The sequence below is a fragment of the Flavobacteriales bacterium genome (genome assembly GCA_016713875.1).
In the GTDB taxonomy this organism is placed as follows: Bacteria; Bacteroidota; Bacteroidia; order Flavobacteriales_F; family PHOS-HE28; genus PHOS-HE28.
This window is the reverse complement of record JADJOI010000003.1, coordinates 1,525,688-1,538,977: the sequence shown is the minus strand read 5'-3', so window position 1 is coordinate 1,538,977 and position 13,290 is coordinate 1,525,688. Positions and strand designations below refer to the sequence as shown.

Annotated in this window: 13 protein-coding genes; 6 read left to right on the top strand and 7 right to left on the bottom strand. The window is 65.2% G+C overall.

Annotation, left to right across the window (positions count from 1 at the left end; all coding sequences use genetic code 11):
* Window positions 1–1,098 (bottom strand): glycosyltransferase family 9 protein, encoded by a 1,098-nt coding sequence (locus tag IPJ87_08210; protein ID MBK7941844.1) that lies wholly within the window; start codon window positions 1,096–1,098, stop codon window positions 1–3.
* A gap of 66 nt (window positions 1,099–1,164) precedes the next feature.
* Here IPJ87_08210 and IPJ87_08205 point away from each other — a divergent pair, with 66 nt between their 5' ends.
* From IPJ87_08205 to IPJ87_08180, 6 genes are read left to right on the top strand one after another with little or no spacing between them, the layout of a single operon-like run.
* A complete protein-coding gene (locus IPJ87_08205; protein MBK7941843.1) occupies window positions 1,165–2,175 on the top strand; it encodes a toxin-antitoxin system YwqK family antitoxin in 1,011 nt (336 codons plus the stop codon).
* Entirely contained in the window at window positions 2,172–3,281 is a 1,110-nt protein-coding gene (mnmA, locus tag IPJ87_08200; protein MBK7941842.1) for a tRNA 2-thiouridine(34) synthase MnmA, read from the top strand. The genes IPJ87_08205 and mnmA overlap by 4 nt, the downstream gene beginning before the upstream one ends.
* Window positions 3,278–3,958 carry a hypothetical protein gene (locus IPJ87_08195; protein MBK7941841.1) on the top strand — a complete coding sequence of 227 codons (681 nt, stop codon included), beginning with the start codon at window positions 3,278–3,280 and terminating at the stop codon, window positions 3,956–3,958. The genes mnmA and IPJ87_08195 overlap by 4 nt, the downstream gene beginning before the upstream one ends.
* Before the next feature lie 28 nt (window positions 3,959–3,986).
* Complete coding sequence (locus IPJ87_08190; GenBank protein MBK7941840.1) at window positions 3,987–5,639, top strand: S8 family serine peptidase; 1,653 nt, start codon at window positions 3,987–3,989, stop codon at window positions 5,637–5,639.
* Window positions 5,636–6,241, top strand: coding sequence for a leucyl/phenylalanyl-tRNA--protein transferase (locus IPJ87_08185; protein MBK7941839.1), 606 nt, complete (start codon window positions 5,636–5,638; stop codon window positions 6,239–6,241). Before IPJ87_08190 ends, IPJ87_08185 begins: the two co-directional genes overlap by 4 nt.
* A gap of 56 nt (window positions 6,242–6,297) precedes the next feature.
* Window positions 6,298–6,687: a DUF2141 domain-containing protein gene (locus tag IPJ87_08180; GenBank protein ID MBK7941838.1), complete on the top strand. Its 390-nt coding sequence runs from the start codon at window positions 6,298–6,300 to the stop codon at window positions 6,685–6,687.
* On the opposite strand, the gene IPJ87_08175 is transcribed toward IPJ87_08180, so the two are convergent.
* From IPJ87_08175 to IPJ87_08150, 6 genes are all read right to left on the bottom strand, one after another.
* On the bottom strand, window positions 6,688–7,365 hold the full coding sequence (locus tag IPJ87_08175) for a phosphatase (protein MBK7941837.1): 678 nt from the start codon (window positions 7,363–7,365) through the stop codon (window positions 6,688–6,690).
* Between the two features lie 106 nt (window positions 7,366–7,471).
* On the bottom strand, window positions 7,472–8,494 hold the full coding sequence (locus tag IPJ87_08170; protein MBK7941836.1) for a CBS domain-containing protein: 1,023 nt from the start codon (window positions 8,492–8,494) through the stop codon (window positions 7,472–7,474).
* Window positions 8,495–8,615: 121 nt separating this feature from the next.
* Window positions 8,616–9,461, bottom strand: a complete 846-nt coding sequence (kdsA, locus tag IPJ87_08165) for a 3-deoxy-8-phosphooctulonate synthase (protein ID MBK7941835.1) — start codon at window positions 9,459–9,461, stop codon at window positions 8,616–8,618.
* 65 nt (window positions 9,462–9,526) lie between these two features.
* A complete protein-coding gene (locus IPJ87_08160; protein MBK7941834.1) occupies window positions 9,527–10,141 on the bottom strand; it encodes a fumarylacetoacetate hydrolase family protein in 615 nt (204 codons plus the stop codon).
* Between the two features lie 66 nt (window positions 10,142–10,207).
* Complete coding sequence (locus tag IPJ87_08155) at window positions 10,208–10,984, bottom strand: 3'-5' exonuclease (protein ID MBK7941833.1); 777 nt, start codon at window positions 10,982–10,984, stop codon at window positions 10,208–10,210.
* Window positions 10,985–11,056: 72 nt separating this feature from the next.
* A complete protein-coding gene (locus IPJ87_08150) occupies window positions 11,057–13,240 on the bottom strand; it encodes a PD40 domain-containing protein (protein MBK7941832.1) in 2,184 nt (727 codons plus the stop codon).
* Window positions 13,241–13,290 lie beyond the last annotated feature (50 nt).

Sequence of the window (13,290 nt, the reverse complement as noted above, 5' to 3'; positions counted from 1 at the left end):
TCAGGCCCCGAGGTCCCGATGTGGCCGGCAGGCACGGACCGCGTCGTGCACCCGTTCGGCGCTGATGTCGTCCATGCAGGCATGCCCGCCCTTGTCCAGCCGTCGGCACCGCGGCGCGTAGAAGCACTCGCAGCCCGTGCTCGGCTCCACCACGCTGCCCCGACCGTACAGCTCGAACTCGTGCCGGTTGAAGATGTTGTTCATCAGCACCAGGTTCTTGTGGCGGCCCAGCGCCAGGTGCATGGCCATGGTCACCTGCGTCACCACCGTGTCGCACTGGTCCAGCAGGTCGATGAAGAGCTGTAGGTCGAAATGCCCGAAGTAGGTGGCCCCGCTCGCCGCCGCGATGCGCAGGTTGCGCTCATGCTCCGGCGGGCCGCCCAGCAGCACCACCTCATAGCCGTCGCGCTTCAATCCCCTGGCAAGCTCGGTCCACCGGTCCTCGCTCCACAGGCGGCTGGTCCAGCGCCCGCCGCATCCGGTGTTCAGCCCCACCACGTGCCGCGCGCGGTCGATGTCCCACGCCCGTCGCCCGGCGGCATGGTTGTCCAGCACATACTCCTCGCCCTGGAAGCTGAAGTCCGCGATGGCGAAGATCTCCTGCAGGTAGCTCAGGGTGTTCGCCCGGCTCAGGTCATCGAACACGCCGGTGCCGAACTTGTGCAGTGCTCGCTCATCCACCGGGGCACAGCGCCCGTCCTTCCAGGTGAAGCCGTGCTTCTCGTCGGCCTTCACCCGCGCCATCAGTGCGCAGGCCTCGCGGTCCTTGTCCAGGTTGATGGCGTAGTCGTAGGTCGTTTCCTCGATCACCAGCAGCGAGGCCAGGTCGAAGGGCAGCTTCAGGTCCACCGAGGCCGGCAGGATCTCGGGGCTGAGCGTCAACCAATGGATCTCGGCCTGCGGGAACCGCTCGCGGAGGGGTGTTAACAGGGGCGTGGTGCGCACGACATCGCCCAGCGCACCGAGCTTGATGATCAGCACACGCTGGCGGATGGGGTCGTAATGCGTGCAGTCCGCACAGTGCACGCCGTGCCGCTTGTGGGGCTTGCATGGTACATCGCCCCTGAAGTGCCGGCAATCCGTTCTGAAGAGGGTCATCCGCGGCCGAAGATAGCGGCCCCCGTTCAGCGGAAGCCGCCGGGCAGACGTGGGTATCTTTGCCGCATGCGATCCCTCGCTCTACGCGCGTTGCCGCCTTTGTTGGTGGCCGGAAGCCTGGCCGCTCAATCCCCTGCGCCGAACCGCACCTATGCGCAGGGACGCAAGCAGGGGCCCTGGGCCCGCACCTGGGCCGACAGTCCGCAGCTGCGCTATTCCGGCCAGTTCAAGGACGACCGGCCTGTCGGGTCCTTCACCTACTTCGCCACCACCGGCGCGGTGGAGAGCATCGTGGACCATGATGCCGATGGAACGGCGGCCCATGCGCGCCACTATCACCCGAACGGCCGGTTGATGGCCGAGGGTCGCTATGTGGGCCAGGACAAGGACAGCATCTGGACCTACTTCGGGCCTGACGGCCGCAAGCGCTCCAGCGAGAGCTGGCTGAAGGGCCTGCAGCATGGCGAGCAGCTCATCTGGTTCGATGACGGCACCCTGGCCGAACGGGCCACCTATGCGAACGGGGCGCAGGATGGGGTGCACGAGCAGTTCTTCCCCGGGGGACAGGTGAAGCATCGCGGCACCTACGTGCGCGGCCTGGGCGATGGCACCTTCACCTGGTACCACCCCAATGGGGTCAAGGAGATCGAAGGCCGCATGGTGAACGGCGACCGCGATGGCATCTGGTACCACTTCCTGGAGAACGGCAAGGTGCAGGTGCAGCTCGTGTACCAACAGGGGCGGTTCATCAAGGACAAGAAGGAGAACGGTGTCTTCAAGGAGTACTGCGATGATGATCAACTGCGCAGCGAGGTCACCTATGTCCAGGGGAAGCTGGAAGGGCCTTTCGTCGAGTACCACTGCAATGGAACCTGGGTGGAGGAGCAGTTGCCTGCCGACCCCGCCTTGGGCGGAAAGCCTGAAGTGCAGCGCGTGCTGAAAGGGCAGTCGAGGAAGCGTGAGGGCACCTATCGCAACGGATCGCTCAACGGCACGCTGACCGAATACGACGCATCGGGCCGCGTGCTGAGCCGGGTGGAGTACCTGGATGGCGAGCCCAAAGCCAGCGCTCCATGAGCCGGCATGGACGCGTGCTCGTGGCCATGAGCGGCGGGGTGGACAGCTCCGTGGCGGCGCTGCTGCTGCACGAGCAGGGCTACGAAGTGGTCGGGGTCACCATGAAGACCTGGGACTACGCGAGCAGCGGCGGCGCCAAGCGGCTGACGGGCTGTTGCGACCTGGACAGCATCAACGATGCCCGGAGCCTCGCGGTCAGCCGCGGGTTCCACCACATCATCCTCGACATCCGCGAGGAGTTCGGCGAGGCCATCATCGGCAATTTCGTGGAGGAATACCTCGGCGGCCGCACCCCGAACCCGTGCGTGCTCTGCAACACCTTCATCAAGTGGGAGGCTCTGCTGAAACGGGCGGACATGCTGGACTGCCCGGTCATCGCCACGGGCCACTACGCGCGTCTGACCGCCGTGGTCGACGGACCCCATGCCGGGCGGTTCACCGTCAGCAAAGGCCTCGATGAAGGCAAGGACCAGAGCTACGTGCTTTGGGGCCTCAAGCAGGAGAGCCTGGCCCGGACCCGGTTCCCCGTCGGCGGATCCCACAAGAGCGAGATCCGCCGGATGGCGCAGGAGGCCGGATTCCCCCAGCTGGCGCAGAAGAGCGAGAGCTATGAAATCTGCTTCATCCCGGACAACGACTACCGCGGGTTCTTGAAGCGGAAGGAGCCTGAGGCCACCGCCAAGCTGGCGCATGGCCAGCTTGTGAGCACGTCCGGTGAGGTGCTCGGTGAGCACGACGGCTATCCCTTCTTCACCATCGGCCAGCGCAAGGGCCTGGGCATCGCCGTGGGCGAGCCGCTGTACGTCACGGACATCCGGCCGGAGTCCAATACGGTGGTGCTCGGGCGCAAGGAGGACCTGCATCGACAGACCATGTGGGTGCGTCGTCCGAACTTCTTGAAGATCAACGCGTTGAACGGCGAGATCGAAGCCGTCACCAAAGTGCGATACAAGGACAAGGGCACGCCCAGCACCCTCCGGATGGACGGTGAACATGTGCGTGTGGAGTTCCACGCGCCGGTGACAGGCATCGCACCGGGGCAGAGCGCCGTCTTCTATGAGGGCGATGATGTGCTCGGAGGAGGTTTCATCGATCGCATGCCATGATCCCGCGCCTCACCGTCCGACGTACCCTGTGCGCTGCCGGAGCTCTCGCGCTCCTGCTAGCTGCCTGCCGCAAGGACGAGACCGTGCCTGTGGACCTGGGTCACGGTTACTTCCCGGTGGAGCGGGGGGCCTGGGTGGAGTATCTGGTGGATTCGTCGTGGTCCTTCGAGCCCATCGGCATCAGTGGGTCGCTGCGCTACCGCCTACGCGAGGTCGTCGACTCGGTGTACACCGACCCGGAAGGCCGCATGGCCCAGCGCATCGAGCGCTTCGTGTGGGACACGCTGTCGAACGACTGGCGGATCAAGGACGTGTGGACGCAGACCCGGCAAAGCACCTACGCCGAGCGCACCGAGGAGGATGTGCGGTTGCTGAAGCTCACCTTCCCTGTGAAAACGGGCGAACGCTGGAACCTCAACGCGGTCAACAGCCTGCGGGACATGGAGGTGGGCTACGACGTGGTGGACGTGCCCTGGCAGCACGGCAGCCTCAGCTTCGACAGCACCGCCCTGGTGCGGAACTACTACCCCAACAACCAGGTGGACACGCTGATCTACCGCGAGCGCTACGCCAAGAACGTGGGTCTTGTGGAGCGCATGCGGGACACCTCGAACACGCAGGTGAACGGCACGAACGGTTGGTACTTCCGGCAGGTCATCACCGCCTATGGGGACTGATCGCTTCCACCGGCATCCGGTGCTGGCGATGGCGGTTTTGCTGATCGCTTGGGGACGGGCTCCTGCCCAGACGGCGCCAGCCACCTACCTCATCGAGTTCACCCACAAGGGGGGGACGCCCCACAGCTTCGACGCCCCCGGCACCTTCCTCGGCCCGCGCGCGGTCGAACGGCGCGTCCGCCAGGGCATTCCGCTCGATTCCCTGGACCTGCCGGTGGATCCCGCGTTCGTGTTCGCCCTACAGCAGGCCGGTGACCTGCAGGTGCTCGGCACCAGCCGATGGCAGAACAGTGCCACCATCCGAAGCACCGACACCCTGGCATTGGACACCCTGGACCGACTGCCCTTCGTGCGGGCCATCCGGTGCATGCACGATGGACGGCCGCGCCCGGCACGTGACGGGGCCAAATACCCGGCCGTGATGAAGAACAGCGTCGATGCGGTCGATGAATCCACCTACGGCCAGGGCTTCCGGCAGCTGAGCATGCTCAACGGGCACCTGCTCCACCGCGCTGGCGCCACCGGCCGGGGCATGGTGCTGGGTGTCCTGGACAGTGGTTTCGACGGCGTCGACGAACTACCCGCCTTTGCGGCGTTGCGGGACCGCCAGGGCATCGTGCTCGCCGCCGACCTGGTGCAGGCCGACGGCGATGTCTACGATGACCATTGGCATGGCCGCAGTGTGCTTTCCGTGATCGCCGGCGACCTGCCCGGACGATTCCTGGGTGTGGCCCCTGAGGTGGATGTGGCCCTGGTGCGCACCGAGGACGCCGATAACGAGTTCATCGTGGAGGAGGACCACTGGGTGCGCGGAGCCGAACTTCTGGACAGCCTGGGCTGCGACGTGTTGAACACCTCCCTGGGCTATACCACCTTCGACGACAGTACGCAGGACCACAGCGTGGACGACCTCGACGGTCGTACCACGCGGATCAGCATCGCCGCCGGCGTCGCCGCCCGTAAAGGCATGGTGGTGGTGAACAGCGCGGGCAACAGCGGGGAGAGCGCCTGGTACCGGATCAGTCCACCGGCCGACGCCGAGGGTATCCTGGCCGTGGGGGCCGTGGGCCTCGAACGCCAGAGCGCCCCCTTCAGCGGGCACGGTCCATCGGCGGACGGGCGGGTGAAGCCCGACGTGTGCGCGGTGGGCTGGCAGGCCACCGGACTGGATGTGGACGGTACCTCGCTCGCACGGATCAACGGCACCTCGTTCAGTGGTCCCATCGTGGCCGGCCTGGCCTGCTGCCTGTGGCAGCTGCATCCCGAACGCACGGCCGTGGAGATCACCGACGCCATCCGACAAAGCGCCTCGCAGGCCCTCCGCCCGGATATCGACCTGGGGTACGGGATCCCCGACCTGTGGCGGGCTCACCTGCTGCTGAAGGGTGAGGACCTGACCGGCCTGCGTCATGAGGCGGTGCTGGAGCTGTTCCCGATGCCTTTCAACGACGGGTTCACGGCGGGGCTGTACACCGGCGAGGCGGACCGGCTGGTGCTGGAGCTGTTCGATGCCTTGGGGCGGCTGGTCTGGCGGCTTACCGAGCCCGTAGAGCCCGGCACCTACCGGCAGCTCGCCATCGCCGATCCGCAGCTGGCGGGCCTGCCGGACGGGATCTATCACCTCCGCGCCGACCTGGGCGGCCCCCTGCTGGAGCGCTCGGTGGTGAAGGTCCGCCCATGAGCCGGACGACCGAGGTACCGGTGATCCCGGTGCATGTCCTGATGGCCGCCTACGGTGAAGGCCGTTTCCCCATGGCCCATGCCGATGGAGAGCTCTACTGGCACGATCCCGATCCCCGGGCGGTGTTCGACCTGGACGCCCTAAGGCCCAATACCCGCCTTGCCCGGATCATGCGCAACCCGGGTCTTCTCATCACCCGGGATCAGGCTTTCACGGCCGTGATCGACGCCTGCGCGGATCGTGCGGAGACCTGGATCGACGCGCGCATCCGGGCCACCTACGCCCAGCTGCACCGGGCCGGGCATGCCCATAGCGTGGAGGTCTGGTCCGCCGAAGGCACCGGCACGCGCGCGCTGATCGGCGGCATCTATGGAGTGGCCCTCGGCGGGGCCTTTTTCGGGGAGAGCCTCTTCCATCGCCGGCCGAATGCGGGCAAGGTGGCGTTCCACGCCCTGGCCGAGCACCTCCGCCAGCGCGGGTTCACGCTGTTCGACTCACAGTATTTGAACCCCTTCACGGCCAGCCTGGGTGCGGTGGAGGTCCCGCGGGCAAGGTTCTTGCGTATGCTTGCCGCCGCCAAGCAGGTGCCTGCATGCTTCTGATCCCGTCGATCCGCTCCGTGCTCCTTCCTTGGGCCTGCATCTTGCTGGTCCGGTCGATGGCACAGGGCACCCTGGTGGTGGACGTGGCCGTGCCACAGTCCGGCCCAGGACCGCTGATGGTCGCCGTTTGCCCGGACGCCGCCTCGTTCAGCACGGATAAGGGCTGTCTGCAGCGCAAGGTGGAGGCGGTGCGCCCGTCGACCACGCTCCGGTTCACTGAGTTGCCCGAAGGGCGCTACGCCGTGAAGGCCTTCCTCGATCTCAACGGCAACGACGCGCTGGACAGGAACCCCCAGGGCTTGCCGGCTGAGCCGATCGGCTTCAGCAACGATGTGCTGGGCAAACCATCGGCCGTGCTGTTCGAGAAGGCGGCCGTTCCCGTGACCGCCACAGGCGCGACGGTGAAGTTCCGCCTGCGTGGCATGGCGCCCGCCACCAAGCCCTGATCAGCGCGCGTTCCGCACGATCTCAGGCGCCACCGCCTGGCGCTCGCCCAGGTAGCGCTGGTAGGTCCCCGAGTAGGTGGCGCGGTGTGCGAGCACGTCCCGACCCACCCCCAGCAGGGCCATCACGGCATCCGTGGCCTCGCGCAGCCCATTGTTCCCGCCACTGTTGCCCGTAACGAGGTCCACCTCGCCGCGTGCGATGGCCTGCTCCACGAGCCATGCCGTCACCGGGCTGCCGATCATCACCCGCAGGCCGCAGCGCGCCGCCACCGGTAGGTCCAGCACATCGTCGAAGAAGAAGGCCACCTCATCGGCCTGCAGCCCGTGCTTCGCAAGGAAGGCATCGAAGGCCTCGGGCTTGTTGGTGAAGCCCATGTACACGCCGTGCAGCCGCTCGCGCTGGGCGAAGCGCTCCGCGTACGGATTGTGCTGGCCGGTGATCACCGCGGCCTTGGGCAGGTGGCCGTTGCGCAGCCACAGGGCGAAGCGCAGCAGGTTCACGCCCATGCTGCCCACCTCACTGAACGGACTGCCGCCCTCCGCATCCTTGAAGCCGTCGTTGAACACGCCGTCCCAATCGAAGAGCACGGCCTTGGTGCGGGCCAGGCGACGCAGCAGCTCAGGCTCCGATCCGATGACGCGGAGGCCGTGGGTGGTGAAGGGGAGGAGGAGGGACATGGGGATGCGTTGCGTGTTGGCGCGTTGCGTGTTGCGGCGTTGTCCCAACCCGCAACACGTAACGCGTAACCTCTCAACACGCAACGCGCGCAGGCCGGCGGGGAGTCTATCCCGCGATCGCCTTCATCAGGTCCTGGATGTCGAGCATGCCGAGCTGCTTGCCGTTCTCGCTCACGCTCAACGTGTCCACCTTGTGCTCCTTGAAGGCCTTCTGGGCCTCGTCGAGCAGGGCTTCCGGGTTGATGGTGAAGGGTGCGCTGAACTTCAGGGTGCTCAGCTTTTTCGTGAGGAACTTGTTGCCCTCCTTCTCGATGCCACGGCGCAGGCCGCCATCGGTGAACACGCCCACGTTCTTGCCCTTGCTATCCACCACCATCACCGCGCCGAAGCCGTGCTTGGTCATCTCCACCAGCGCTTCGCTCACCGTGGCGCTGTCCTTCACGGTCGGGTTGCTGCGCGAGAGCACGTCCTTCACCTTCATGGTGATCAGGCGCGTGTCCACGTAGAACTGCTTGGTGCCGATGGCCGTGAAGTGGTTGTCGGTGAGCTGCTTCATCAGCTTCCAGGGCACGGTGATCGTGTGCACCCCGAGGTCCACGGCGTTGCGCACGTGCTCCACGGTGCGCACGCTGCTGAACATGATCTTGGTGTCGTAGCCGTAATAGTTCACGGCGCGCACGCACTGCTCCACGAGGGCGAGGGCATCGTGGCCCTGGTCCTGCAGGCGGCCGACGAGCGGGCACACATAGGTGGCCCCGGCCTGCATGGCCATGTAGGCCTGCTGAATGGTGTACACCAAGTGCACGTTCACCATGATGCCCTCGTTGCGCAGCATCTTGCACGCACGCAGTCCCTCGAGGCTCACAGGGATCTTGAAGACGGTGGTCTCCTTCTTCAGGCCCATCTTCAGCTGGCGCTTGGCCTCCTTCACCACCTCCTCGGCGGTCTCGCCCAGGGCCTCCACCTGCAGGATGGGGACCTTCTTGGCGAGGTCGAGGATCATCTTGTCGATGTTGGTGACCCCGCCCCGGTGCATGAAGGTGGGCGTGGTGGTGAGGCCGGTGAGGAAGCCGAGCTTGAAGGCTTCGTCGATCTCCTTGATGTCGGCGCTGTCGAGGTAGAGTTCCATGGTTGATGTGTTCACCACAGAGGCACAGAGGGCACAGGGAAAATGCCGGTCTGCTTCTGCTGGTCGTTGATTGGTCTTGGTATTGGGTTCTCTGTGTTCTCTGTGCCTCTGTGGTGAGGCATTAAGCGATCACGCTCGTGTTGCGGTGCTTCACCTCCACGGCGTGGATGTCGAGCAGAGGCTTCAGGAATTCCTCCAGGTCGTACACGCAGAGCTGGCTGGCGGCGTCGCAGAGGGCTTTGCTGGGATCGGGGTGCGTTTCGATGAACACGCCATCCACGCCAGCGGCCACACCGGAGCGGGCGATGGTGGGCATCACATCACGGTTGCCGCCGCGCGGGTCGGCGCTGGGGATGCCGTACTTGCGGATGCTGTGCGTGATGTCGAACACGAGCGGATAGCCCGTGCGGCGCATGTGGTAGAAGGCCCGCGGGTCCACCACCAGGTCGTTGTACCCGAAGGTGTAACCGCGCTCGGTGAGGATCACCTTGTCGTTGCCCACGCTCTCGCATTTCTTCGCCGGATTGATCATGTTCTCCGGGGCGAGGAACTGCGCGTGCTTCAGGTTGATCACGGCGCCGGTCTTCGCCGCCTCGGTCACCAGCGTGGTCTGCATCACCAGGTAGGCTGGGATCTGGAGCACGTCCACCACCTCGGCGGCGGGCTTGGCCTGGCTGGGGTAGTGGATGTCCGTCAGAATGGGGAAGCCGAAGTCCTTCTTGATGCGCGCGAGCAACTTCAAGCCCTCGTCCAGGCCGGGGCCCTGGTAGAAGTCCACGCTGCTGCGATTGTCCTTGGTGAAGCTGCTCTTGTAGATCACGGGCACTTTCATGCGCTCGCTCACTTCCTTGAGCTTTTCGGCGGTACGCAGCATCACGTCCTCGGTCTCGATCACGCAGGGACCGGAGATGAGGAAGAGCTGGTCGGAGCCGCAGGCGATGGGGCCGACGTGGACGATCTTGGTCATGGCGATGCGCTGGGCGGAAGCCGGCAGCGGCGCAAAGGTAGCCGTGGGTGGCTCGCCGTCCGGCCTCACTCCACGGTGACGCGCAACATGCGTTTGCCGTCGAGGATGCCCTCCAGGGTGTCACCCACGGCGATGGGGCCCACGCCCGCCGGTGTGCCGGTGAACAGCAGGTCACCCGGCTCCAGCGTGATGAAGCGCGACACATAGGCGATGAGCTCGTGGACGGGGAAGAGCATGTCGCGAGTGCGACCGCGCTGCACGAGCGTCCCATTGCGCAGGAGCTCGATCTGGAAGCTTTGCAGGTCGGTGGCGCTGGTCATCGGCAGGTGCACGTCGCCGATCACGGCACTGTCATCGAAGGCCTTGGCCTTTTCCCAAGGCAGCCCTTTGGCCTTGAGGTCGTTCTGGATGTCGCGCGCGGTGAGGTCGAGGCCCAGGGTGTAGGCGCTGATCATGCCCGGGGCCATGGCGGCGGGGATGTCCTTGGCGTAGCCGTCCAGCACGCACACCAGTTCCAGCTCGTGGTGGATGGTGCCCAAGTGGGAGGGGAGTTTCAGAGGCCGGCCGGGGTGGGCGATGGCCGTGAAGGGCTTCAGGAAGAAGACCGGCTCCTCCGGCGCCGCGTTGCCGAGCTCGCGGACGTGGTCACCGTAGTTGCGGCCGATGCAGATGCACTTCATGGGAGGGTCGGTTGGCGCGGCGGGTTGCGGGCGATCGGTTCGGGTTCCTTCCGTTGGTGAGGCCGGTCAGCTCACGCTGTTGAGATCCTCCAGGGCCTTCCGCATCACCGCCAGCGTGCTGCCGGGCAGTTCGGCCTTGGTCATCAGCCATTGCAGGTAGCCGGGATCGTTCCGCCCGATGGACTCCAGCGGCCAGCCCCGGTACTTGCCGAAGGTGAGACAGACCTGTCCGTTCTGGTCGAAGGCCAGCTTTCCCGCAGCATCGGGGCTTCGCTGGCGATCGCCACTGAACTCCCCGAGCTGGTCCACATCCGAAGGCAGGTCGCCGTAACGCTCCAGCTGGGCCAGAAGCACGTCGGCGGTGGCCTCCACATCGGCCAATGCGTCGTGGGCCCCTTTGTGGTCCCGGCCGCAGTAGAACCGGAGTGCTGCGGTCAGGTCCCGGGGTTCCATCCGGTGGAAGATGCGTTGCACGTCCACGACGCGCAAGGAGGATGTGTCCCAGGACCGGCCGACGCGATGCAGTTCCTCGGCCAGGAAGGGCACATCGAAGCGGATGACGTTGAAGCCCGCGAGATCGCAGCCTTCCAAAGCGGCCAGCACCTCATCCGCCACGGCCTCCAGGTAGGGGGCCTCCAGCACCATCGCATCCGTAATGCCATGCACTGCGGTGGCCTCTGGCGGGATGGGCATTCCGGGGTTCACAAAGCTCTGCCAGGGCTGCCGCCGACCATCGGGGGTCATGCGCACGATGCCGATCTGCACGATGCGGTCCTGCCCGATGCGGGTGCCGGTGGTCTCCAGATCGAAGAAGGCCAGGGGCCGTTGAAGCTGCAGGCGCATGTCCGCAAGATGGTCAGGAAAAAGCCCCCCGGGAGGTCCGGAGGGCTTTCAAGTTGTCCACAGCGGCTGGGCTCAGCGGGTCTTCAGCTTGACGTACTGGAACTTGCCGTACTTCTCGGTGTTGATGTAATCGCCTTTGTACGCCGGTCCCTGTACCAGGGAGTTGATGGCCTCGAGGTAGATGACGTCTGCGTTCTTCCCGCGGGCTTGCACGGCCTCGATCAGGCGTTTGCGGGCGTCATCCATCCGCTGGCGGCTCAGGTTCTCGTTGGTGCCGAAGGTCCTGGTGGGCACTTTGGAGGCGCTGGCCTCGATGACGATGGTGGCCTTGCCGTTCTTGTCGATCAGCCCCACCACGGTATCGATGAAGCCCTTCCAGTCCGTCTCGGCCTGGTCGATGTCCTTCTTGTTGTACTCGTAGTACTTGGCGTATTCGGCGGCGTAGCTGGCGTCGGGCATGGTGTGGGTCTTGCCCTTTTCCTTCAGCTGCGCATCGGTGAGGTACTCCTCCGGCTTGGCCTTCTCGCCCGACTTGGTGGGTTCACCCTTCTCCTTGCTGCCCGGAGGCGAGCCCTTCGGCAGGTCCACGATGCTGGCGGGACCGGTGATGCTCACCGGGTTCAGGTAGATCTCCTTGTTGATCTCCTGATAGGCGGTCTCGCACTCCACGTAGATGTCCTCGGTATGGATCGTTTTGTCGTCCACCCGGTAGTCGAGGTTGTACTCCTTGCAGGGCGGCAGGATCACCACGTACACGCCATCGCGCTGGCGAGGCTTGTACGTCTTCACCTCACCGCTGGCCTTGTCGGTCACGTACAGGATGGTGCTCGGCGGCAGGGTGGTGCCCGGCGGGGGGATGATGAAGCCCTTCAACACGGTAAGACCTTCGGCTTCCATCTCCTCGGGCAGGTCCACGAAGTAGATGTCCTTCTCGCCATAGCCCCCGATCTTGTCGGAACTGAAGTAGCCGCGGCGACCGTCGGCCGTCGTCACGAAGAACACATCGTCGTCCACGGTGTTCAGGGGCACCCCGATGTTCACCGGAGGGGTCCACGTGCCGTCCTCCTGCATCTCGGTGGTGAAGATGTCGAAGCCGCCCATGCTGTTGTGGCCCTTGCTGGCGAAGAACATCGTGCGGCCGTTGGGGTGGATGAAAACGGCATCCTCGTCGTACGGTGTGTTCACCACGTTGCCGATGCTCTGGGCCTTGCTCCACTCCCCGGTGGGCAGCTTCACCACCCGGTAGATGTCCCGGCCTCCAGCACCTCCCTTTCGGTCGCTCACGAAATAGAGGGTGTTGCCGTCCGCGGTGATCGCAGCGTGCGTCTCCCAGCTCTTGCTGTTCACATCGCTGCCGATCAGCACCGGGTCACTCCACAATTCACCCACCAGTCGGCTCTCGTAGAGGTTGCCGTCGCCGCCGTCATCGCGGTAGATGAACAGGGTCTGTCCGTCGGCCGAAACGTTCACGCTGGCCAAGTGTCCGCCTTCGGGCGGGTTGATGTTGAGGAGTTCGGGGGCCTGCCAATTGCCCTCCCGGTCCTTGTAGCTCACGTAGATGTTCTCGAAGGGCAGACCGGCCACCGGGTCGATGACACCGCTGTTGGAACTGTCCGGCCGCACGCGTCGGCTGGTGAAGAAGAGCGCGTTCCCGTCCACGCTCAGCACCGGGCTGAAGTCCGGGTGGTCCTGGTTCACCACCTTGCCCACGTTGCTGATCTGGTAGGGTTTGGGGTCGCTGATGAGCTTGCGGGCATTCGCCGTCTGCTCCTTGCCGCGCACCGCCATGGGATAAAGCTCATGGCCTTTGTCCGCCCCGTCCAGGAACTTCTGGTACGACCCGTCGGCTTTATCGTATTCACCATTGAGGTGGTAGGCGCGCCCCAGATAGTAGTCCACCTCCACGGGGGCGTTCTTCTCCCGCATGTCGAAGGGGTCGTATCCGGCCGTGTTGAAACCACCATATCCAGCGCTCCGCTGGGTCGCCGCCTTCTCCAGATAAGGCAGGGCCTTGTGCTTCTGATTGTAGGAGTGGAAATAGCAATAGCCCAGCTTGTAGTTCAGGTTCGCGTTGTCCGGTTGCTCCTGCACCAGCTGGTCCCAGATCTCGGCGGACTGGTTGTAGAGCTTCTCCTCCATCAGCTTGTTGCCTTCCTCGAATTTCCACGTGAAGGTGGTGTTCTCGCCCTGGGCGAAGGTGGAGGCCGAAGGGGCGAGCAGTGAGGCGGTGAGGAGGAGCGCGTAGCCGTGCTTCATTGCGGTACGGGTGGTTCAGGCCCTGGTCGAGGGCCGCGAAATGTAGCCAT